The organism is Halorientalis salina, from assembly GCF_005049285.1.
In the GTDB taxonomy this organism is placed as follows: Archaea; Halobacteriota; Halobacteria; order Halobacteriales; family Haloarculaceae; genus Halorientalis; species Halorientalis salina.
In genome coordinates, this window is the sequence record NZ_SOSC01000004.1 from 132,125 (window position 1) to 153,867 (window position 21,743).

The following is a 21,743-nucleotide window of genomic DNA, read 5'->3' on the forward strand; positions in this document are numbered from 1 at the left end:
TGTGACATGGCAGTCTCGGTTCGCGGCACGGTTCGGGGCATGGGTACACGGGCGAATCCGGCGTTCGCCGTCGGAGCCGTTGCGATTCCGGTCGCGGCCCTCGCATACGCGCTGACGGCCGGGACGCTCCAGCAGCACACCTACGTGCACGTCATGGCCGGCGCGCTGTGGACGGGGATCGACCTGTTCATGGCGATGGTGCTGGGGCCGGTGCTGGGCGGCCTCGCCGTCGAGGAGCGGTCGAAGGTCTTCCAGCGGTTCACGCCGAAGATGACGTTTCTCCTGCCGACGCTGGCGCTCGTTACTATCGCCGGCGGCATCACGCTCGCCTTGCGTGGCCCCTGGGCGTTCCCGCACGCCCACGTCTGGCTGGCGCTGCTCACGGCCGCGACGCTCCTGCCCGCCCTCCTCCTCATCGGCCGGCAGTTCGACGCCTTCCGCGACTGGCGGTGGCTCGCCCTCTTCGGTGTTGCCCTCGTGGGAAGTGGGGCGTACCTCGCGGCGACGCTGCCGGACTTCGCCATGACGCGACCGGTCTTCGTCGCCACGCTCGCGATCATCACCGTGCTCTCGGTGGTCGGGTTCGGCGTCCTGATGCCGGGAGAGATCCGGATGTATCTGGAGATGCGCTCTCCCGACCCGGATCACGAACTCATCAGCAAGATCGGGATGCGAAACGCGAAACTCAGCGGTATTCAGGGCCTGTTCCAGTTGGCTATCATCGCCGTGATGGTCTATCTGCGCTGGGGCGGGTTCTAGCAGGGGTTTTATTTCGTCCGGCGCGTCCGACATGTCATGGACCGTGAACGGACGCGTCGCGGTGTGCTCGCCGCCCTCCTGACCGGCGGGATCGCCGGTGCCGTCGGCAGTCCCGCCCGCGGGTATCTCGACCGCTTCGCCCCGTTTAGCGGGGACGTCTGGGACACGGTCGGCGATCCCCTCCCCAGCGACGTGGAGAGTCCCTACGGGTCGGCGACGGTGCGATACGACGACCGGGGCGTCCCGCACGTCGAGGGCGATAGCGAACGAGCGCTGTACTTCGCGGCCGGTTACGTGCAGGGTGCCGACCGCCTGTTCCAGATGGACCTCCAGCGCCGGCAACTGCGCGGCGAACTCTCGGCCGTGGTCGGCGAAGCGACGCTGCCCTCCGACCGGTTCCACGTCGCGATGGACTTCGCCGGGGCCGCCGAGGCGACCTGGCGACGCACCGAGGGGTCCGAGACCGCGGCCCTCGTCTCGGCGTACGTCGACGGGGTCAACCGTCACGTCGGCGGCTCCCGGCCGCTGCCGATGGAGTTCGACCTGCTCGACTACGAGCCCGAGCCGTGGACGCCCGCCGACGTCTTCCTGGCGGAGAAACAGATCGGGTGGACGTTGACCGGTCGGTTCCGGTCGCTCCGTCGGGAGACGGTGGCCGCGGCGCTCGGGGCCGACGCCGCCGAAACCCTGTTTCCCGAGCGCATGGACCACGACGCCGCGATCCTTCGGGATGGAGGCTCCCAGGCGGCCAGCGGTGACGGGACGCGGTCGGCGGTGGGCGACGGGTCGACGCAGACTCATCCCGAACTGACCGACTGGCTCTCGTCGTTCGAGTCGCCCGCCGGTGTCGGCTCGAACTCCTGGGTGGTGTCGGGCGAACACACGGCCTCGGGGTCGCCCATCGTCGCCAACGACCCGCACCTCTCGCTGATGGCACCGCCGGTCTGGTACGAGATGGGCCTCTCGGGACCGGACACGAACGTTCGGGGGGTCACGTTCCCGGGCGTCCCGTTCGTCGTCATCGGGGAGAACGACGCCGGTGCCTGGGGCTTTACGAACACCGGGACGGACGTCATCGATTTCTACGAGTACGAGACGCGCGACGGGGCGTACCGCTACGGCGACGAGTGGCGGGCGTTCGATACCGAGGAGCGGACCATCGCGGTCGCCGGCGGCGAGGACCGCACCGTGACGGTCCGGAAGACGGTCCACGGGCCGATGCTCGGCATCGAGGCCGACGGAGACGAGTTACGGACGGAACTGGGCGTCGCCTGGACTGGCCTGGCCGCCACGCGAACCATCGAAGCCATCAGGGGACTCAACCGAAGCGAGGGGCTCGCGGACGCACTCGATGCGGTCCGGAAGTTCGATCTACCGACCCAGAACTTCGTCTACGCCGACGGCGAGGGCAACACCCACTACCGCGTTGTCGGGAAGGTACCCATCCGTCGAACCGGGACCGAACAGGTGCCCGCCGACCGCGTGTTCGACGGCTCAGCCCGCGAGGGCGAGTGGGCCGGCTACACGCCATACGACGAGACCGAGTGGGACGGCGAGGGGTTCATTCCCTTCGAGGAGATGCCGCGCGCCGACCAGCCCGACTCCCTCGGCACTGCGAACCAGCGCATCCTCGACGGCGCCGACTACCCCTATTACTTCGAGTGGCCCTACTCCGCCCCGTTTCGCGGCATCCGGCTGTGGGACCGACTCGACTCGCGAACGGCCAGTTCGGACCCGGTCGACCCCGAGTTCATGCGGGCCGTCCAGCGCGACACCTACGACGAGCGTGCCGCGCGGTTCGTCCCGGTGCTGCGGGAGGCTCGCGAGGCGGTCGACGACGACGCTGCCCGGTCGCTGCTCGACGACCTGGAGGGGTGGGACTACCGGATGGACCGCGATTCCCGGGCGGCGCTGGTCTTTGCGCGCTTCATGTCTCACTACGCCGACGAGGTCTTCGAGCCGCGACTGCAGGAGTCCCTGGGCGACCGCCGTGACCTCACGGAGTACTACGGGAACGACTGGGTGCTGCTCACGCTCCCCGAGGACTCGGCGTGGTTCCCCGACGGCCGGGACGCCGCCATCGCGGCGGCCCTCGCGACGACGGCGACGGAACTCGACGAGGAGGGCTGGGAGACGTACGGCGACTACAACACGACGACTATCGACCACCCCTTCGACCGCTCGTGGCTGAACTACCCTCGGTATCCGACCGACGGCTCCGCCGCGACGCTGAACAACTTCCGCAAGGCGTCCGGGTTCGGCAGCAGCTGGCGGATGGTCTGTCCGATGGACGACTCGACCCGCTCCACGGGCGCGTTCCCCGGCGGCAACGACGGCTCGGTGTTCTCCGATCACTATGCCGACCAGCTGCGGGCGTGGGCCGACGGGGAGTACAAACCGCTCCCGCTCGACGCCGGGGGCGACGTGATCGTCCGCTTCACGGAGGGCGACGAATGAGCGACGGACCCGGGGTTGGCGCACGTCTGGAGGGCCTCCGGGCGGACCGGTTCAGGCGACGGCTCGCGACCGCAGGGGCCGTTGTCGTCGGGCTCGCGACGGTCTGGCTGCACTGGGCCGGCCTCGTCGTCGGCGGGGCGCTCGTCGCGTTCGTCCAGCCGACGGTCCGGCGGGGACTCGTCGCCGGCGTCGGCTTCGGCGTCCTCGCGTGGCTCGCCTTCGCCGGCTGGCTCGCCTCGGCGGGGTCGCTCGACCTGTATCTCGGCATGGGGCAGGTGTTCGCGGTCAGCACTGCGATCACGCTGGCCGGGAGTCTCCTCGGTGCGCTCGCCCGCGGCGTGCGCTGACCGCGAGCCCCGCCAGTCCCGCTGCTATCATGTATCACTACGGCTATAAGACGGTTCGCGACCTACGAGGTGTATGGTATTCGAGAACGTGACGCTGTTCGAGGTACACGTCGACGGGACTGAACTGGATGCGTTCTTCGGTGGTGGCGAGGACGTCGAGGGCGACGCGGTGCTGGCCGAAACGGACGGGACTGGCGTCGACGACGCGACCGAGGTCGCCGAGGGGAAACCGGGCGCGAGTCGGAAGCGACGGTACGTGGCCGTCCTCGGCCTGGCCGTCGTCGGGGGCGTCGCGGCACGTCGACTCCGCCGCCGTCGCGCTGGTCGCGCGGTCGGCGTCGATGTCGAAGCGGCCGAGTCCGACGGGACCGGCGGTGCCGTCGCACCCGGGGAAGCGGTCGAACAGTAATCGACACGTCCTCGACCCCTTCGTTTCCGCTCGAAACGCCGACCCTTCTCCGACTTTCACCTTAGCTGACACCCTGTTTCGGGCGGGCGTATCGGGCGACCCTTTTTACCGAGCGGTCCCCAGGTATCCGTAGGCGCTGGCCTGGGGTGACACTGAATCGATGTCGGATATCAGCTTTCGTCGTGCGACGCCGGCCGACGCGGGGGAGATCCTGGGGATCAAGCGGACGGCCATCGAGGAGTTGGAACACTGGCAGTACAGCCCCGAGCAGATTCAGGCGTGGGCACCCAAGGAGAGTTATCGCGACACGTTCGAGCAGGCCATCGACGACGAGCAGTTCGTCGTCCACGTCGCCGAGGCCGCCGGGACCATCGTCGGCTACGGGGCGTTGAACGTCCCCAGCGAGCGCATCGACGCGGTGTACGTCCACCCGGACCACCACGGCAACGGCATCGCGACGGTGCTGGTCAAACACCTGGAACTGTCCGCCGAGTTCCAGGGTGTCCTCGAACTCGACATCATGGCGGCGCGAAACGCCGTCCCGTTCTACAGGTCCGTCGGCTACTGGCGACTCGACGCCGAGGTGACGACCATCGACGACGTCGACCTCGAATTCGTCCGGATGCGCAAACGACTCGACGAGACCGACCCCGACGAGTGGTTCGACGCCGACTTCGCGGACCTCCCCGCCGAACCGGCGGCGTGGGTCGACACCGACGCCGGCGAGGACGGTGAATCGTTCGATACGGAGGCCGCCGACGAGGGCGAGGGGTGGTTCACCGCCAAAGCCGTCAGCGACCCCGACGAGTGGTTCGGGAACTGACCGGCGGGTCGGCGGTCGCCGTGAGACGCTTGGACTCCCTACTCGTCTCGAAGCACTGCGGCGATCGCTTCGAGTTCTGCCTTGCGGAACGGTCGTTGGGCGTCGGCCGGGTCGTCGTGCTCCCGTTCGTCGATCTTCCAGAGGATTCCCGCCCGCATCTGCGGTTTCGGGGGCAGGGTCTGGTGATCGATGTCGTACTCGACGGCGTCACAGATGGCGGCGAGGGCCTCCTTCGTGAAGGCGGTCGATTCGACGCGCTCGTATCGCCCCACGGCCTCACGTATCTCGTTGCGGAGGTCGTCGACCGTCGGCGTCATGGTTCGGTCCCCGCGACCGGTTCGAAGACGTCGGCGTGCAGGCGGTCGACGACGGTCTCCGAGAGGTCCTTGAGGTTGACCGCGTCCTCGCGGTTGTAGGAGACGAGCGTCTCCAGGGAGCCGTCTTGCCCGCGCTCGTGTTCGCGCCAGAGCCGCACCGCGTCCCGGCCGGAGATGTCCGGACGGTCGCGCTCGATGCCGATGTCCTGTTCGATCTGTTTGAGGCCCCCGGAGAGGCCCAGTTGCTTGCAGGGGTACATCAGATCGAGATGCGGGTGATCGAGCGAGAGGTCGAAGGAAGTCTCCAGGAAGGGCACGTCGAAGCGCGCGCCGTTGAAGGTCACGAGGAGGTCGGCGTCGGCGAACATCGCCCGGAGGTTCGCCGCCGAGAGGTCGTCGCCGCGGACGAGCGTCGTGGTCTCGCCGGCCTGGTGGGCGCTGACGGTCGTCACCGTATCGCGGTGTTCGTCCAGCCCCGTGGTCTCGATGTCGAAAAAGCAGGCGCTCTCGCGGAAGTTCTCGTAGAGCCGCCAGCGCTCGCCCGAGGGGAACGCCTCGTCGAAGTAGCGAGCGTCGTCGGCGGCGAGACGGTCCCGCGCGGTGTCGATGAACGACTCGATGCGGTCGGCCGTCTTGGTTCCGACTGCCCGGCCCTCGAACTCGTCCCAGTGGGTCACGCCCGACTCCCAGAGCGTCCGCTCGGTCTTTTCTCCCACGCCCCGAACCGGGATGAAACTGTTCTCGATGCGCACAGTGGGACTCGGGCGGCCGCTCCTCTAAAGCGTATCGTTGCCGCGGGCAAAAACCGAGAGTGAGATGGCAGCCGGATTCGGGGGGTGGGGGGTGGGTGAATCCGCTGCCAGTCACGGACCACCGCCAAATGGGGTGACTGACGCATCCGAGTGGTCGCGGTACCGATACCGTCCGTGACGTGATAAACTTGGGTCGACAGACAAAAGGTTGTTCCGGTTCGGGGTGGCGCGACCGCAGCGGCGGTCGGGACAACTGGTTTGGCCCTGCCGGCCCCAGTTCCGGGTATGACCACGTATCTCGTCGCAACGGCGTCGGTCCACACCACGGCGGCGGCCTGTGACTACCTGGGCGAGCGGGTCACGCCCGACGACACCGTGTTCGTCGTCAGCGTCAGCGAGGATGGGATGGAAGCGCGTGATGCGGGCGACGCGACGAACGTCGCGCGCACGCGGCTGGTCGAACCAACAGTCGAGACCATCACCGCAGAGGGCCGACCGAGCGACGTGGTCCAGGACCTCGTCGCCGAGCGCGGCGTCGACGTGGTCCTCATCGGGCCACGTCGGGGCGACCCCGACGCCGCGCCGGGGCTTGGTGGGACCGCCGCGGACCTGCTCGTGAGTCTGGACGTCCCGGTGGTCGTGGTGCCGCTGCCGGACCTCGACTGAGGGGTTTCGAGTGCCGTACGCTTAACACGGAGGACGATGGAGTGGGGGGTATGTCGGGGTCAGAGCTGGCAGCGCGGGTGACGTCGGTCCTGGACGTCGACGCCGAGGCGTTCCAGGCCGAAGCCGAGCGCGAGGCCGAGGAACTCAAAGCCGAGGTCGTCGACGGCACGTTCGACAACGCCCAGTCGATCATCGGACTGGAACAGGAGCTGTACGCCGTCGACGACCGGACGGACGCGCTGATGCGCGTGCCGCGCCGGCTGCTCGACCGCATCGGGTTCGAGAAGGAACTCGGCCTGCACAACGCCGAGATCCAGACCTCACCGGTCCCCCTGTCGGCGTACGGCCTGAAAGCACAGGAGGCGGAACTGCGCGCCCACATCGACGCCGCCGAACAGGCGGTCCAGCGCGAGGGTATCCAGCTGGTCAGCGACGGGCTCTGGACGGTCCCGCCGCTGGGCGAGACGGCGACGGACTACCTCTGTGGCAACATCGAGGCCGACGGGATCCCCGCGAGTGAGGCGAGCGGGGGCTCGAAAGACGAGCGAAGCGAGTCTTTCGGTGTTCGTGTTGCGACCAACATGAGTGACAGCGTCCGCTACCACGCGATGGCCAACACCGATTACCCCTCGGGGCTGCGCGTCGACGCCCCACACGTCACGCTCGAAGCCGAGACGGTGATGCCCGAGAGCCTCATCACCTCGATCCAGCCCCACTACCAGGTCCCCCACGCGCCGGACCTGCCCGAACACTTCACCTACGCGCTGCGGGTGGCGGGGCCGCTGGCGGCGCTCGGTGCCAACTCCCCGTTTTTCCCGCCCCAGATGTACGACGACGTACCGGCGGGCCAGATCCTCGCCGACGCCTGGATGGAACACCGCATCACCGTCTTCGAGGACGTGCTCAATCCACAGACCGGGGACGGCGACCCGAAGGTGTGTTTCCCGCCGGACTTCGAGACCGTCGAGGACGCCATCGACGACATCGCGGCCGACCGGACCATCGTCCCGATGGACATCCCGGAGGGCCAGCGCTTCGACGACCGCTTCCGGCACTTCCGGCACAAACACGGCAGCTACTGGCGGTGGGTCCGACCGGTGTTCGACGGCCCCAGTCGCTCGTCGGCCAACGCCCGCATCGAGTTCCGCCCGCTCTCGGCCCAGCCGACGGTCCGCGACGCCGTCGCGTTCCAGGCCGTCTTCGCCGGCCTGATGGAGAGTCTGCCCCGCCGCGAGCACCCGGTCAAGCGCCTGGACTGGCAGACCGCGAAGGCCAACTTCTACGCCGCCGTCTGTGACGGGCTCGACGCCGAGTTCACCTGGATCAACGCCGATTCCCAGCGGACCCAGTCGGTCGACGAGATGTACGGCGAACTGTTCGAGTACGCCCGCGACGGCCTGGAACTGGCCGGCCTCTCGACCGAGGAGGCCCACGAGTACATCCGCCCGCTCCGCGAGCGCGCCGACCGCCGGACCACGCCCGCCCGCTGGAAACACGATCACGTCAGCGAGGCCGTCGAAGCGGGCACGCCCCTGACGGAGGCCATCTGGGGCATGCAGGCCGAGTACGTCCAGCGGCAGGACGAGACACTCGTCGAGGGCTCCTTTGCGGACTGGCTATGAATCCGCTCTATCTCCGACTGTGTGCCCTCGGGTCCGCGCTCGCCGGCATCGCACACCTGCTGGTTCCCACGCTGTTGCTGGATCTGGCCAGCATGGGCTACGATCGCGTGCTGGCGGTCGACTTCGAACCCCGCGAGAACGCGACTGCGCGCGTGCGACTCCTCGGCGTCGCGTTTGTCCTCGCCGCACTCGTCCTTCGCAGGCTGGCACGTGCTGTGGACGATGGGTCGGCGAGTTAGTCGACCGCTCGCTCGACGTAGTCGACGGCCTCGACGGGCGTCTCGACCGGTTCGACGCCCGGGACGTCGTGGGTACCGATCCCCGCGACTGGGCGGCCGAAATCCAGGGCGTGGCCGATCTCCGAGAGCGTCCCCGTCGACCCGTCGATGGCGACGACGGCGTCGCCGTTCAGGACCACCTGGACGTTCCGGGCGTTGCCCATGTCAGTCGCGATGGCTGTCTGGACGTGGTCGTTGGCCGCCTCGCGGTCCGGCCCCGGCAGGATGCCGACGGTGTGGCCGCCCGCCTCGCAGGCACCCTCACAGGAGGCTGCCATCACGCCACCGAGGCCACCACAGACGACGGTATGGCCCCGCTCGCCGAGTTCCCGGCCGACGGCGACGGCTGTCTCGTAGGTCTCCTCGTCCACGCGGCTGCCGCCGATGACGCTCACGCGCATACTCGCGAGTCTCCTCTCCAGGTCCCTAAACCGCACCGACACGCGCCGGGCGTGACGACCCGTCCCGGGTCAGCGGGTTACCACTCCATGCCGCCGTTGACCGGGACGATCTGGCCGGTCATGTAACTGGAGTCCTCGCTGGCGACGAACCGTACGATGCCCGCGATGTCCTCGACCGTCGCGAACCGGTTGAGCGGGATGCGGTCGAGGATCTTCTGCTGGACGCGGTCGGACACCTCTTCTAACATGTCCGTCTCGACGAAACCCGGCGCGACGCAGTTGGCCGTCGACCCCGTACTGGCCAGTTCCAGCGCCAGGGTTCGGGTGAAGCCGAACAGCCCCGACTTCGTCGTCGCGTAGTTGGCCTGGCCGTAGTTGCCCTGCTGGCCGACGACCGAGGAAATGTTGATGAGCCGGCCCTCCTCGGCCGCCTTGATGTCGTCGAACAGGCAGTGCGTGCAGTTGAACACGCCGCCGAGGTTCACGTCGATGACTCGATCCCAGTCCTCCCGGGTCATGTTCTCGAAGGTTCGGTCGATGGTGATCCCGGCGTTGTTCACCAGCACGTCGACCGAGCCGAACGCGTCGTGGATCTCCCCGCACATCGCCTCGACTTCGTCGTAGTCCGCGACGTTCCCCTGAACCGCGATCGCCGACCCGCCCTCGCGCTCGATTTCGTCGACGACCTCCCCGGCCGCCGCCTCCGACGACCGGTAGTTGACGGCCACGTTCGCCCCGTGACGCCCCAGTTCTTCGGCGATACCGCGGCCGATGCCACGCGAGCTACCCGTGACCACGCAGGTCTGGTCGGAAAGCATACCCACCTGTTCGACGGCTGGCGGGAAAAGAATATCTGCGACGTGAACCCGGACTCGTCCGCTGTATCCTTCGTAGGAAAAATACGGTCGGAAAGCGAAGTCGGCCTGCCGGACTCGCTCAGGCGGCCTGGTCGATCCAGTCCCGTGCGCGGTCCGCCGAGACCTGTGCGGCGTCGGCGACGGTCGCAGCGTCGGCGTCGGCGAGGTCGGCGACGGTTTCGATCCCGGCCTCGCGCAGGCGATCGGCGTAGGTCGGGCCGATGCCGTTGACCCCCTCGACGTCGGCCGCGTCCTCGTCGGCCAGCGTCGCCTGCTCGTCGGTGTCGCCCTCGTCGCCAGTCGTCTCCTCGGCGTCCGACTCTCCGTCCGTTTCGACGGCCTCGTCGTTCGACTCGTCGATCTCGATCTCGGCGGCTTCGGCCTCGTCGATGGCCTCCTCGTCGGCACCCTCGTTGCGTTCGTGGAACCACTCGCTGACCTGGGGCCAGACGTTCTCGTGGGACGACCCCGAGACCGACAGGCCGATGTGGCCGGTCGGGTACTCGATGGTCTCGACGTCGTCGCTGCCGACCACGTCGTTGAACGGCTTGGAGGCCGCCGCGGGGATGAGGTGGTCGTACTCGCCCATGATCTGGAGGATCGGCATGTCGATGTTCCCGACGTCGACCCGTTCCCCGTCGAGTTCCAGTTCGTTCCTGTAGAGGGCGTTCGACTGGTAGATGTCCCGGAGGAACTCCTCGTAGGCCGCCCCGGCGACGTCGATCCCCTCGTCTAACCACCGCTCCATGCGGGCGAAGTTCTCCACGAAGTCCTCGTCCTCTAAGTTGTCGTAGAGGCGGATGTACTTCGAGACGAAGTTGTTGACGGGGTCCATCAGCGCGAAGCCCACGTCGAGCATCTCCGCGGGCATGTTGCCGAACGCCCGGGTCACGTCCTCGGGGTCGTAGTACTCGTCGCTCCCCCACTCCTCCAGGACGCCGCCGGTGTCCTCGAAGTAGAGGCCCGCTGCCATCAGCGCGAGCGCGTTGACCTTCTCGGGGTGGAGCGCGGCGTACATCGCGCTCATGGTCCCGCCCATGCAGTAGCCGAGGATGTTGATGTCCTCGCGGCCGGCCCGCTCGGCGACCTCCTCGACGCAGTTGTGGATGTACCGGTTGACGTAGTCGTCGAGCGTGAGGAACTGGTCCATCCGCGAGGGCTCGTTCCACTTGATGAGGTAGACGTCGTGGCCCGCTTCGAGCAGTCGGCGCACGACCGAGCGCTCGGGCTGGAGATCGAGGATGTACGGCCGGTTGATCAGCGCGTAGACGACGAGGATCGGGATCTCGCTTCGGTCCTCCTCGGGAACCTCGATGCCGGCTTCCTCGGGCTTGTAGTGGATCAGTTCCAGCTTGTTCTCCGTGTAGACGACCTCGCTGGGGGTCTGTCCCACGTCGATGTCGGCGAGCGGGCCGGCCCGCTCTGGGGCGACCGACGCCTTCTCGACGCCTTCGGTCATCGCTTCGATGCCCTTTCGCTGGACGTCGAGCGCGGCTTGGAGCGGGTTCATCATAGCTCGTCGAGTATCTCGTCGAGTTTCTGTTCGACCGCGTGCTGGCGGCGTTCCAGTTCGACCAGCCGTTCCCCGACCTCCATCACGTCGTCGCGGGACGGCATCCCCATCTGCTGGATGGTGTCCTGGGTGATGTCGTCGGCCTCGTCCTGCATGTCCATCATGGCCTCGACGAGCTGGCCGTTGGCCGCGGCGAAAGCGGAGGTACCCATGACTTCCTTGAAGGCCTCGTTGGCCGACTGCAGCCAGATGTCGCGGATCTCGCTCGGTTCGACGTCCTCCCCCTGGGCGGCGTCGGTGGTCCGCTCGAACATCTTGTCGGCGGCGTCCATCCAGACCTCGTAGGCCCGGTTGTAGCCCTCGAAGCCCTCGGCCATCTCGTCTTCTTCCGGCAGCGACCCCTCGACGGCGTCGGCCCAGGACTCCATGAAGGCCGCCTGGGCCTTCATGTTCTCCTCGACCGAGTCCGCGACCGCCTCGTTCATCTGCTCGACCATCTCGCTCCAGTCCTCCATCGCGTCGTTGGTTGTATCGCTCATGAGTGGGTTTCTCCTAGTCTTCGTATATAAAAAGTCGAGTTATTTGAAGCCGGCGGCTACGCTTCGATCTGCTCTGCGGCCTGGTCCTGGACGTCCTGGACCTGTTCCTGGACTTCCTGGACCTGCTCCTGGACCTGCTCGACCTGCGTTTCGACCTGCTCGACGGCTTCGAGGGACTGGGCTTCCATGTCCTCGTGGGCTTCCAGCACCATCTCGATCTGCTCGTTCATCGCCTCGACGTACTCCTCGGTGAGCTCGTCGTAGGCGTCGACGCCCTCGTCGTACTCCTCGCTGAAGGTCTCGAAGGCTTCGGCGTGGTTCTCCAGCAGGAAGTCGAACTGCTCGTCGACGGCGTTGCGGATCTCCTCGACGGAGTCCTCGACGCCGGGGACCATACCCTCGACGGTGTCGAGGTAGCCGTGGATGGCCGACTGGGTCAGCTCGACGCCGCGGCGCTGGGCCGACTCCTGGCTCTCGAAGCTGTCGCGGACGGCCTCGCCGACGTTCTGCTGGAACTCGACGGTCTGCTCGAAGGCCTGCTGGCTCTGCTTGATCGCTGCGCGCTGCATCTCGAAGGTCGTGGTGACGGGTGAGGTGTATTCTACCATGGTTTCACTCGGAATCGCGGTTACGCTTGACCGGGATCACGACGGTCTGGACGATGTCGCCTTCCGCGATGTCGAGCGCCTCTCGCTCGGCATCGGGAATGCTGATGCGGCCACCGCTCTGGACGCGGGTCTTGAACGTCGCCATCTGGCTCATCGCGCCCAGCTGGGGGACCCCCACACCGGAGGTGCTGGCCCCGAGCAACTGCTGGATGAACTCCTGCTGTTGCTCGACTGCCTGCTCGCTCGCCTGCTGAATGCCCTTCATCATCGACGGCGGCCACATCAGTCCGTCCGGACTGTCGTTCTCGTCGGTCATCTCTTCGCACCTCTCTACACCAGTTGACACCATAAAGGTTATCATTCTCACCACTCGTTACCATTCAATGGAAGCAGATGGTAGATAACCACCACTCCGGGGCCGTCACCCCGGTCCACGCGCGGGCAAACGTCACTTCAATTGTCCATTCTGTGGGCCGGAGACGGCCTCAGACGGCCGCTGAACCGATCGAACCACCACGCTTTAATATAGCCATCTCCAAACGAGGGTGTCAATGAGCTCCAATCCCCACCGGAGCGCGCTGCTGGATACGTGGACCGAGACGTCCTCGCACTTTTTCAATAGCATGCTGGAGGCCAACCGCGCTGCCTTCGCGGCCTTCGGCGTCGGCAAAGACGAGGAGGAGGACGGACCGGCCATCTCCGCACGCGACCGGATCGAACCCGACGAGGACCTCGCCGAGTGGTCCGTCACCCTCTCCGAGGAGGACCGGACCGAACTGGGCGTCGGTGACCGCGTCGAGTTCTCCAAGACCATCACCGACGAGGACGTCAAGTCCTTCGCGGCCGCGAGCGGCGACACGAACCCGCTCCACCTGGACGACGAGTACGCCGAGACGACGCGGTTCCGCGGGCGCATCGCCCACGGGACCCTCGTCGGCGGCCTCATCAGCGCCGCGCTGGCCCGACTCCCGGGTCTGGTCGTCTACCTCTCCCAGGATCTGGAGTTCCACAACCCGGTCCGCATCGGCGACCGCGTCACCGCCGACTGCGAGATCGTCGAGGACCTCGGGAACAAGCAGTTCCGCCTGACGACCCAGGTGATGGACGGCGAGGAGACCGTCATCGACGGCGAGGCGGTCGTCCTCATCGACGAACCACCCGAATAACCGGTCCACACAGCGCGCTCGCCGCGGACAGTCGTTTCTGCCTGCCCGTGCTTCCGGAGCCTCCGGACCCTTTTCGACTCTCGTCGCGACCCGCGCGACGCCTCTGTTTCTTCCATCACTCCGGCGCGCCGAAGCTGTTGCCCTCGTAGGCACCGTCTTTCGCTAACCGTCCGCGCTCGCGGACGACGCTCGGCGTGCGACACCGTCCCTCGGCACCGGTCGCCTGCGGGACGGTGCAGTTGTTACAGCTCCGACAGATCGCGTCCTCGCCGGCTAGCAGCCGCGCCCCCAGTCGCGGCTCCGCGTAGAAGGGCCGGCCCATGCCCACGAGGTCGGCCGCCGGTCGGTCCGGGCCGTCGCCGAGCAGTCGGTCGCACTGGGTGCGCGTCCGCACGCCGCCCTCACAGCAGACGACCACGTCGTCGTGGCCCTCGGCGTGAAGTCGCTCCCGAACGCGTCGGCAGAACGTTTCGTTCCAGCCCGGCTCCCGCTCGAAACGCCTCGCCTGTAGCCAGTTCAACAGCCGGACGACACGGACGCGGAGCCGACTCCCGAACGCCGCGTCGTAGTCTGCCTGGAGGTCCTCGGCGGTCCAGGCGCGGTCGGGGAACTCCCCGCGGACGAGGCTCATGTCCCAGACGACTGAACACTCGACAGGGACCACGCCGTCGAAGCCGGCCTTGGCGAGCCGAGCGGCGATGTCGACGCCGTCGGCGAGCGAGAGGTGCCGGCGGACCGTCGGCGGGGCGGCCGTTTCCGCCGGGACCTTCGTGATGAGCGGAACGTCTCCAACCCGGTCGCGTATCTCGTCGTGGACCCGTTCGAGAAACGTGACGCCGTCGGCGAACTCGTCGTCCCGGTGGTTGTAAAACGGCGAGAGGAACTGCTGGATGATGCCCATGTTCGCCCCGGCGAGGTGGACGCCGTCGTATCCCGCTTCGACCGTGCGCTCGGCGGCACGGCCGAAATCCTGCGCCAGGCCCTCTACTTCCCCGGTCGACAGAACGTGCGGGGTCAGGTCGACGAAGCCGACCCGATCGAGCAGGCGGAGCTGCCAGGGCGGGCGCGAGACGACCTGCTGTTCTGCGTCGGGGTGTCGGTCGCGATACTCCGCGTGCCAGGTCTCCATGCTCCGCAGGCCGCCTTCCGCCAGTTGCACGAAGACGCGCCCGCCGTGGTCGTGGATGGCGTCGGGTAGCGCGCCGAGGTCGTCGACGAACTCCGGGTCGTGGACGCGGGTCATGTTCGGGGCGGCACAGCCGCCCTCGTCGCGGACCAGCGTCGCCCCCTGGTGGATGCAGCCGACGCCGCTTTCGGCCGCCGGCGCGAGTTCGTCGACGAGCCGGCTGACGGCGTCGGGCCCGTTGCCCGCACACTCGAGCAGCGGTGTGCGGTAGAGCCGGTTTCGCAACTCGACGCCACCGACGGCCACGGGGTCGTCGAGTGTTACCATGGCTCAATGTGGACTGGCCACGGAGTAAGACCTATCGACGGCCGGGTTCCGTTTCGCGACAGCCGGGCTCCCTCACCGCTCGACGGCCAGCAGCGCCACGCGCTCGCGAACGAGCGCCGGCAATCCGGCGTCGGTCGCCTCCGTCTCCAGCTCGCCGACGTCGAAGAACGTACGGACGCGCCCCTCGTCGTAGGCCCCCAGGGTTTCGGCCGGTGTGAGCAGTTCGCGGACGGCGTCGGCGGCCCCGGCCTCGTCTCCGTCGCCGTGGACGAGGGCCACGACCGGACAGTCGCCGGCCGAGACGCCGATCTCCAGCGCTCGGTTGATCTGGCGGCGGCCGGCCGCGTAGAGCAGGATCTCGACCGCGTGGTCGTTCGCGATGGCCTCGCCACGCGTTCGGGCGCGGTCGGCCAGTTCGACGGCACGTTCGAGGTGCGCCCGGTCGACGACGTACCGCGCGTCGAACGCCTGGACGGCGCAGTCGAACTCGGTACCGATCTCGCCCAGGCGCGCGACGAACGCGTCGACGTCCTCGACCGTTGTCCGTCCCTCGATCACCTCCATTCAGAAATCACCCAGGCTCGACTGGTCGTCCGCGCTCTCGTCGCCGGATCCGGTACGATCGTTCGCCGACGCCTCCTCGACCCCCTCGATCTCCGCCGGTTCAACGCCGTCCATCGAGGGGTCCTGTCGGCCGGCGTTTTCGAGGACGTTCTCGGCGGTCTTCTCGCGGCCGCGCAGTGCCCCGAGGACGACCGACTTCTCGGCCTCCCGGAGGTCCGCACGAGTGCGGATGCCCGCGTCGTGGAGCCGCCGCGCTCGCTTGCGCCCGACGCCCCGAACGCCCGCGAGGTCGACGAGTTCGGCCCGCACGCCGTGTTCGACCCTGGTCCGGGCCTCGCGGACGGCCGGCGCACAGTCGAGCCCGAGTTCACTGGCGAGGGACTCGGCCGCGCCGAGCAGCCACTCGGCCGTGTCGACCTTCCCGCGGATGTCGCCCGGGCCGATGCTGTAGCGGTCGGTGATCTCGCTCTCGTCGATCTCGCTGGCCCAGTCTTCGAGCAGGCGGGCCGTCTTGAGCGCCGACAGCCAGTCGTCGAACCGCTCCTCTCGTTCGTGGGGCGTCGAGCCGAGCAACTCCGCCTCCCGCTCGTAGGCCAGTTCCGTGTACTCGTCCTCGTCGCCGCTTCGCAGGTACAGTTCGTACATGTCCGGCGTCCGCGCGACGAGGTGGTACAGCCCCAGCGCGCTCGGCGGTCCCCGGTCGGCCGTCCCCTCGTCGTCCTCGACGAGTTCGCTGGCCTTCGTGAACCCGGCGGACTCGGCTTCGTCGCGGCTGGTCGCCGTTCGCGACCCGCCCCGTTCCCAGTCCCGCAGACCGTCGATGATCTCGGCGGCGCTCATCGGGTCGAGGTACAGTCGCGAGACCGTGTGGCCGAGCCCGGTCGCCTGTAACTGATCCCCGTCCCGTTCGAGGAAGTCGTTGACTTCCAGGTAGTCCAGCATCCGGTCGGTCACCCGCTCTAGCTCCCCGCGGTCGGCGTTCTGTGTGGCGTGGAGCGTCCGTTCGAGGAACTCCAGGACGCCCTCGCGGGAACTGGCGAAGCCCGACGCGACGGTGGCGAGCAGGTGCGTCCGTAACGCCGGTTCGGCTGCCAGCTTCGAACGGACGGGTTCGGGGTCGGCCCAGACGTATCGCTCGAACAGTTCGTCCAGTTCGTCGTGGCTGTTGGCGATGAGGACGGCTTCGCCGTAGGGGTCCAGCCCCGGCCGGCCGGCCCGCCCCATCATCTGGTGGACTTCGAGCACCGAGAGGGGTTGCATGCCGCCGGCGGTGCCGTCGTAGCGCCGCCAGTCCCGGACGACGACCCTGCGCGAGGGGGTGTTGACCCCGGCGGCGAGCGTCGGCGTCGCACAGACGACCTTCAGCAGGCGGTCCCGGAACGCTTCCTCGACGAGCGATCTGTGGCGACTCGAACAGCCGGCGTGGTGGAATGCCGCGCCCCCCTCGACGGCGTCCGCCAGATCGTCGCTCGTCTCCGTATCGCTGACCTCACGAATCTCGTCGGCCACCTCCTGGAGCCGGGCGCGTTCCCCGTCGTCGAGGAACTCCGAGGTGGTCCCCGTCAGCCGGCGGGCGGCGGCCTCGGCGTTCCGGCGGGAGTTGACGAACACGAGCGTCGAGCCGTCGTCGGCAAGCGTGTCCCGGACGATGGCGGCCGTCTCGTCCTCGTTGTTCCGCACCTCCAGGCGCTGCTGGCTCCCGTCTTCGAGGTGGAGCGCCTGGCCGAAGTGAACGCCCTTCTGGAGCTCGATGGGTCGCCAGTCCGAGTCGACGAGTTCGGCGTCGAGCCAGTCGGCGAGTTCGTCGGCGTTGCCGATGGTCGCCGACAGCGCGACGGTCTGCAGGTCGGGGTTCAACTGGCGGAGCTTCGCCAGCGTGACCTCCAGGGTGGGGCCGCGCTGGCCGTCGTCGACGAGGTGGACCTCGTCGGTGACCACACAGGAGAGGTCGTCGATCCAGGGGGCGTCGTTCCTGACGAGGGAGTCGACCTTCTCGCTCGTGGCGACGATGACGTCCGAATCGGCGAGCCACTCCCCGTCGGACTCGTAGTTGCCCGTCGAGACGCCCACGTCCACGCCGTACGCCTCGAACTGCTCGAACTCCTCTCTCTTCTCGGAGGCCAGTGCCCGGAGGGGGACGATGTAGAGGGCTTTCCCGCTGGACCCGGCTCCCGTCGACGAGCCCTCACGCTCGCCGCTGGCTGCGCCGTCGCCGGCGACCTGCGAGAGCATGGCGAGTTCGGCGACGAGCGTCTTCCCGCTGGCGGTCGGCACGCTGGCGACGAGGTTGTCGCCGGTCGTGACGCCCGCCTCGACGGCCTCGGCCTGTGGGGGATAGAGCGCCTCGATGCCCGCGTCCTGTAGGTGTCCGGACAACCACTCGGGCACCCCAGGGATCTCCGCGACGTCCATTATGGACCCCTTACCGCGTCACCGGATTTAAATCTCCGCTCCATGGTCGCCGGTACTCGGTCGATACCCGATTGCGAACGAACGTCGGGTTCCGACAGGGTTATGAGTGGATTCATGTTGCTCGCGGTTTAATTCGCAGTATGGACTCGCTGAAGGTCGACGTGCGGAAACTCCATCTCTTCAACGGGCTCGCCAAAGAGGGGGCGACCACCGTGGCGGCGCATCTCCAACAGATGAGTGGGATCGAGACCGACGCCGCCGTCTCGAAGCTGAACTTCCTGGACTTCGAGGACGTACAGACCCATCTGCAGACGAAGGCCGGTACCGAACCCCAGGTCGGCATCTACGTCGAACTGGAGGACGAACCACACGGCTATCTCCTCTTTATGGTCCCGATGACGCAGGCGAAGAACCTCGCCAACGCGATGCTCGGCCAGGAGATGGACGCCGACAGCGGTGGTGGCTTCACCGACATGCAGAAATCAGCCATCCAGGAGGTCGCCAACATCATGACCTCGGGCTTCATCGACGGGTGGGCGAACGTCCTCGGGACCTCCATCAAACACTCCCCGCCACATTTCGCCTTCGGCCAGAGCGCGGCCATCCTCGAGGAGATCTCGGACTGGCCCGGCAGCGACATCGTGTTCGTCATCGATTCCCACATCACGGCCCCGAACGTCGACCTCGACCTGACCTGCTACACCTTCCCCGAACTGGAACCGCTCGTCGATCTGATCCACGACATCGACATCGACGAGATCACCGACGAAGCCCAGGCACCGGCCGATTTCTCCGATTTGTCCTGATCGCCGCCGCCCGTTCGTCGCCAGGCCTATGGCCACGTCCCGCGAAGACCGACCATGCGAGTCGAGTACGACAAGGACACCTGTATCGGGATGTTCCAGTGCGTCGCCGAGTGGGACGCCTTCGAGCGCGACGAGGACGCCGGCAAAGCGGTGCTCGCCGACAGCGAGGAGACCGACGGGGACCTGTTCGTCCGCGAGGTCCCCGACGACGCCGAACTCGACGCGAAGTTCGCCGCTCGGGCCTGTCCCGTCGACGCCATCGCCATTTACGACGACGACGGCGAGCAGTTGATTCCCTGACCGGACTGCGCGCCGCTCCGAAACTGACAGGGGACTCCCACCCTAGCCCCCGGTAGATGGGGATTCGTGCCGCCGTCCGCGACGCGCTCAAGTCCTTCCCCGCAGTCCTCGCTCGCCTCGGACTCGTCGACCGGGAGAAGGGGACGGAGGCGTTCGACCTGGCGCTGCCGGTGATGGTCACCGGCGGCCTGCGCATCCTGTTGCGCATCGCCGACTTCCTGATGGTCGGCATCGCCATCGGCGACACGGCCATCGCCGCGCTCGAACTGGGCTTTCAGTACTACTTCATCGGCTTCGGCCTCTCGCTGGCGCTGTCCTCTGGTACGATCAGCGTCGTCTCCCGGCTGCAGGGCGCGGACGACGCCGACCGGGCGGACCTGGCGGTCAAGCAGTCGCTGTGGCTCTCCTTTGTCCTGTCGCTCCCGCTCACCGCCGTCTCCTGGGTCTACGCCGAACCGCTCATCGGCGTGCTGACCGACGACCCGCGGACGGTCGAACTCGGGGCGATCTACCTCCAGATCGTCATGCTGTCGCTCGCGTTCCGGTTCTGGAGCATGATCGCCGCTCGCGCGCTGGCGGGCAGCGCCGACACCCGGACGCCGATGTACGTCCGCCTGCTGACGCTGCCGACGAACGTCGTCCTCAACGCCGTGCTCATCTTCGGCCTGGGGCCGTTCCCCGAACTCGGGGTTGCGGGGGCCGCCTGGGGGACTGCCGTCGCGAACGCGCTCGCGGCCGTCGTCTTCTTCGGCCTGCTCGTCTCCGGCCGGTACGTCGTGCGGTTCCCGCTTTCGGGTCCCCAGGTCGATCTGGGGCTCTGCCGGGAGATCGTCCGCGTGGGCGCGCCGCTGGGCGGGATGCGCCTGCTCCAGTCGTTCGGGCGGTTCCCGTTCCTGTTCGTCCTCGGGGTGCTGGGGACGCCGGTACTGGCGGCCTACGCCATCGGGCGGCGGGTGATGCTGCTGGCGCTGATGCCGGCCTGGGGGTACTCGACGGCCGCGAGTACCCTCGTTGGGCAGTCCGTCGGCTCGGGCGAGGAGACCGAGGCGACGGCCTACGGCTGGCAGACGATGCGCATCGCGCTGGCGACCCAGTTGCTCGTCGGCGCGGTCATCGTCCTGGCCGCCCGTCCCATCGCGATGGCCTTCGGCACCGCCTACCCGGACCTGGCCGTCCAGTTCATCCGCGTCTTCGGCGTCGCCGTCGCCGGATTCTCGATCTCCCGGACTATGCGCGGGAGTCTCCGGGGGGCGGGCGACACGCGCTGGCCGCTCTACGGCACGTTCGTCGGCTCCTATCTCGTTCGCCTCCCCATCGCCGTGCTGGCGTTGCCGGCGGGCTTCGCCGTCACGGTCGCCGGCGTCACCGTCTCGCCGGGGCTCGGCCTCGGTCTCCCGGCGATCTTCCTCGCGCTGGTGGGCGATTTCTACGTGAAAGCCGCGGTCAACACCGCGCGGTTCTGGAGCGGGAAGTGGCGCGGCGTCGCCCGCGCGGCCGGCGTCGGGACGGCCGGTGACGATTAGCGGCCGCTACGGCGGAGAAATGAAGCTTTTAAATCGGTGCTGGCGGAACGGACGAGTATGAGTCAGGCAACCAAGATCGTGCTCGCGTCGCTCGCCGTCTTCGGACTGCTGGCCGTTGCGATGATCGCCAACGCCGCGCTCGCGTGATGTTCGGCGAGTACGCCGTCGATGCCGGCCCGGCCGCCGCGGAACTCCCGGCGGTCCGTGCGGCCCACGCGCCCGGCGCGCTCGTCGTCGAGTGCGAACGGGACTTCGAGACGCTCGATCCCGCTGTCGCGGAGGAACTGGCGCTGCTCACCGACGCGCTGGAGCCCCACACGTACCCGGCCGAGTGGGTGCCCGAGAACGCGCCCGAGTTGCTCCACCGCTACGCCGGCGACGAGTTCACCGTCGGGATGCCCGGCGACGGCGGCGTCGCATGGACGCGCCAGACTGATCCCCCGACCGTGTTCGTCAAGCCGCGGCTGGAGGGGTCGCCCGACACCTTCGTCGCGTTCCTGCTGGCCGAGGCGTTCGTCGAGATCGGGCTGGGCGTCCCCGAGCAGTTCCTGGGCTTTTTCGAGGACCAGTACGCCGAACTGGCGGCGGCCGTCCCGCTCTCGGCCGCCGACACCTACCAGCTCGCCGCCGCGCTCTACACCGCCTACGTCGGGCTCCAGACCCGCGAGGTCTTCGCCGAGTGGGACGACGAGTTCTCAGTCCTCTACGACGCGTGGGTCGACGCCGGCGAGCGCCTGGAACCGCGCCTGAGCGGGCTTTCGGGGGAAGTCGCGCGGGGAGAGACGGCGTTCCCGGCGGCCGCGGAACTGGCCTGTAGCGCCATCAAACACTCCGTCGCCGGTGCTCCCGAGGACGGCGTCGAAGTGCCGCCGCCGTTCGCGGCGCTGGACACGAGCGCGTATCTCGATCACGGGCCGACCTACGCCGTCGAGTGGGCGCGCAAGACCTTCGAGAAACTCCCCGACTGATACTGCCGGACAGAAATTCTCACGGCCGAATTCTCGGACGGGCGACGGAACGCGACTCTCTCCCAGTCTACGCAGGCCACGCTTAACAGACTGCTGTCCGACAGTCTGAGCCTCGGGCCGTGGTCCACCAAGCCCAAACCTCAACCGTCTCGACGCCGTTACCGTTCACTGGGACTTCCCGGTCCTGAACGAGCGAACCAGAG

Annotated in this window: 24 protein-coding genes; 13 read left to right on the forward strand and 11 right to left on the reverse strand. The window is 67.9% G+C overall.

Translation table 11 applies throughout. The annotated features are described in order from the left end of the window. Nucleotides 1–39: 39 nt before the first annotated feature. The 5 genes from E2481_RS09955 (at nt 40) to E2481_RS09975 (ending at nt 4,795) form a co-directional block, all read left to right on the forward strand. Nucleotides 40–759, forward strand: coding sequence for a hypothetical protein (locus E2481_RS09955; protein ID WP_136717153.1), 720 nt, complete (start codon nt 40–42; stop codon nt 757–759). A gap of 36 nt (nt 760–795) precedes the next feature. Beyond that, on the forward strand, nt 796–3,216 hold the full coding sequence (locus E2481_RS09960) for a penicillin acylase family protein (protein ID WP_136716990.1): 2,421 nt from the start codon (nt 796–798) through the stop codon (nt 3,214–3,216). Further along, nucleotides 3,213–3,563, forward strand: coding sequence for a hypothetical protein (locus E2481_RS09965; RefSeq protein ID WP_136716991.1), 351 nt, complete (start codon nt 3,213–3,215; stop codon nt 3,561–3,563). The genes E2481_RS09960 and E2481_RS09965 overlap by 4 nt, the downstream gene beginning before the upstream one ends. Before the next feature lie 73 nt (nt 3,564–3,636). Then, the gene (locus E2481_RS09970) at nt 3,637–3,972 is read left to right on the forward strand and encodes a hypothetical protein (RefSeq protein WP_136716992.1); all 336 of its coding nucleotides are present in this window, start codon (nt 3,637–3,639) and stop codon (nt 3,970–3,972) included. 160 nt (nt 3,973–4,132) lie between these two features. Then, the gene (locus E2481_RS09975) at nt 4,133–4,795 is read left to right on the forward strand and encodes a GNAT family N-acetyltransferase (RefSeq protein ID WP_136716993.1); all 663 of its coding nucleotides are present in this window, start codon (nt 4,133–4,135) and stop codon (nt 4,793–4,795) included. Between the two features lie 38 nt (nt 4,796–4,833). On the opposite strand, the gene E2481_RS09980 is transcribed toward E2481_RS09975, so the two are convergent. Together E2481_RS09980 and E2481_RS09985 are read right to left on the reverse strand one after the other, a co-directional pair. Next, nucleotides 4,834–5,112, reverse strand: coding sequence for a hypothetical protein (locus E2481_RS09980; RefSeq protein WP_136716994.1), 279 nt, complete (start codon nt 5,110–5,112; stop codon nt 4,834–4,836). Then, on the reverse strand, nt 5,109–5,864 hold the full coding sequence (locus tag E2481_RS09985; RefSeq protein WP_136716995.1) for a ribonuclease H-like domain-containing protein: 756 nt from the start codon (nt 5,862–5,864) through the stop codon (nt 5,109–5,111). The genes E2481_RS09980 and E2481_RS09985 overlap by 4 nt, the downstream gene beginning before the upstream one ends. 285 nt (nt 5,865–6,149) lie before the next feature. Here E2481_RS09985 and E2481_RS09990 point away from each other — a divergent pair, with 285 nt between their 5' ends. Genes E2481_RS09990 through E2481_RS10000 form a run of 3 tightly spaced genes read left to right on the forward strand, consistent with a single transcriptional unit; the run spans nt 6,150 to nt 8,391 of the window. Then, nucleotides 6,150–6,530 (forward strand): universal stress protein, encoded by a 381-nt coding sequence (locus E2481_RS09990; RefSeq protein WP_136716996.1) that lies wholly within the window; start codon nt 6,150–6,152, stop codon nt 6,528–6,530. 50 nt (nt 6,531–6,580) lie between these two features. Next, on the forward strand, nt 6,581–8,152 hold the full coding sequence (locus E2481_RS09995; RefSeq protein ID WP_136716997.1) for a hypothetical protein: 1,572 nt from the start codon (nt 6,581–6,583) through the stop codon (nt 8,150–8,152). Further along, nucleotides 8,149–8,391: a hypothetical protein gene (locus E2481_RS10000; protein ID WP_136716998.1), complete on the forward strand. Its 243-nt coding sequence runs from the start codon at nt 8,149–8,151 to the stop codon at nt 8,389–8,391. Before E2481_RS09995 ends, E2481_RS10000 begins: the two co-directional genes overlap by 4 nt. On the opposite strand, the gene E2481_RS10005 is transcribed toward E2481_RS10000, so the two are convergent. The 6 genes from E2481_RS10005 to E2481_RS10030 all read right to left on the reverse strand — a co-directional run bounded on the left by E2481_RS10005 (nt 8,388) and on the right by E2481_RS10030 (nt 12,664). After that, nucleotides 8,388–8,831: a TIGR00725 family protein gene (locus tag E2481_RS10005; RefSeq protein WP_136716999.1), complete on the reverse strand. Its 444-nt coding sequence runs from the start codon at nt 8,829–8,831 to the stop codon at nt 8,388–8,390. The genes E2481_RS10000 and E2481_RS10005 overlap by 4 nt on opposite strands. A gap of 77 nt (nt 8,832–8,908) precedes the next feature. Beyond that, on the reverse strand, nt 8,909–9,649 hold the full coding sequence (locus tag E2481_RS10010; protein ID WP_136717000.1) for a beta-ketoacyl-ACP reductase: 741 nt from the start codon (nt 9,647–9,649) through the stop codon (nt 8,909–8,911). A 118-nt stretch (nt 9,650–9,767) separates the two neighbouring features. Next, the gene (gene phaC / locus E2481_RS10015) at nt 9,768–11,201 is read right to left on the reverse strand and encodes a class III poly(R)-hydroxyalkanoic acid synthase subunit PhaC (protein ID WP_136717001.1); all 1,434 of its coding nucleotides are present in this window, start codon (nt 11,199–11,201) and stop codon (nt 9,768–9,770) included. Beyond that, entirely contained in the window at nt 11,198–11,740 is a 543-nt protein-coding gene (locus E2481_RS10020) for a poly(R)-hydroxyalkanoic acid synthase subunit PhaE (RefSeq protein WP_136717002.1), read from the reverse strand. Before E2481_RS10020 ends, phaC begins: the two co-directional genes overlap by 4 nt. Nucleotides 11,741–11,796: 56 nt before the next feature. Continuing rightward, nucleotides 11,797–12,348, reverse strand: a complete 552-nt coding sequence (locus E2481_RS10025; RefSeq protein ID WP_136717003.1) for a hypothetical protein — start codon at nt 12,346–12,348, stop codon at nt 11,797–11,799. 4 nt (nt 12,349–12,352) lie between these two features. Beyond that, nucleotides 12,353–12,664, reverse strand: a complete 312-nt coding sequence (locus E2481_RS10030) for an AbrB/MazE/SpoVT family DNA-binding domain-containing protein (protein WP_136717004.1) — start codon at nt 12,662–12,664, stop codon at nt 12,353–12,355. Between the two features lie 235 nt (nt 12,665–12,899). Here E2481_RS10030 and E2481_RS10035 point away from each other — a divergent pair, with 235 nt between their 5' ends. After that, complete coding sequence (locus tag E2481_RS10035) at nt 12,900–13,514, forward strand: MaoC family dehydratase (RefSeq protein WP_136717005.1); 615 nt, start codon at nt 12,900–12,902, stop codon at nt 13,512–13,514. Nucleotides 13,515–13,629: 115 nt separating this feature from the next. Here E2481_RS10035 and E2481_RS10040 read toward each other — a convergent pair whose 3' ends face one another. The 3 genes from E2481_RS10040 to E2481_RS10050 all read right to left on the reverse strand — a co-directional run bounded on the left by E2481_RS10040 (nt 13,630) and on the right by E2481_RS10050 (nt 17,943). Further along, complete coding sequence (locus E2481_RS10040) at nt 13,630–14,967, reverse strand: oxidoreductase (RefSeq protein WP_136717006.1); 1,338 nt, start codon at nt 14,965–14,967, stop codon at nt 13,630–13,632. A gap of 72 nt (nt 14,968–15,039) precedes the next feature. After that, a complete protein-coding gene (cgi121, locus tag E2481_RS10045; protein WP_136717007.1) occupies nt 15,040–15,531 on the reverse strand; it encodes a KEOPS complex subunit Cgi121 in 492 nt (163 codons plus the stop codon). Next, entirely contained in the window at nt 15,532–17,943 is a 2,412-nt protein-coding gene (locus E2481_RS10050; RefSeq protein WP_136717008.1) for an ATP-dependent DNA helicase, read from the reverse strand. A gap of 140 nt (nt 17,944–18,083) precedes the next feature. Between E2481_RS10050 and E2481_RS10055 the strand changes: the two genes are divergently transcribed. From E2481_RS10055 to E2481_RS10070, 4 genes are all read left to right on the forward strand, one after another. Beyond that, a complete protein-coding gene (locus E2481_RS10055) occupies nt 18,084–18,749 on the forward strand; it encodes a chemotaxis protein CheC (protein WP_136717009.1) in 666 nt (221 codons plus the stop codon). 54 nt (nt 18,750–18,803) lie between these two features. Then, a complete protein-coding gene (locus tag E2481_RS10060) occupies nt 18,804–19,049 on the forward strand; it encodes a ferredoxin (RefSeq protein ID WP_136717010.1) in 246 nt (81 codons plus the stop codon). Between the two features lie 56 nt (nt 19,050–19,105). Further along, nucleotides 19,106–20,572, forward strand: coding sequence for an MATE family efflux transporter (locus E2481_RS10065; protein ID WP_136717011.1), 1,467 nt, complete (start codon nt 19,106–19,108; stop codon nt 20,570–20,572). 146 nt (nt 20,573–20,718) lie between these two features. Further along, the gene (locus tag E2481_RS10070) at nt 20,719–21,540 is read left to right on the forward strand and encodes a DUF7089 family protein (RefSeq protein ID WP_136717012.1); all 822 of its coding nucleotides are present in this window, start codon (nt 20,719–20,721) and stop codon (nt 21,538–21,540) included. Nucleotides 21,541–21,743 lie beyond the last annotated feature (203 nt).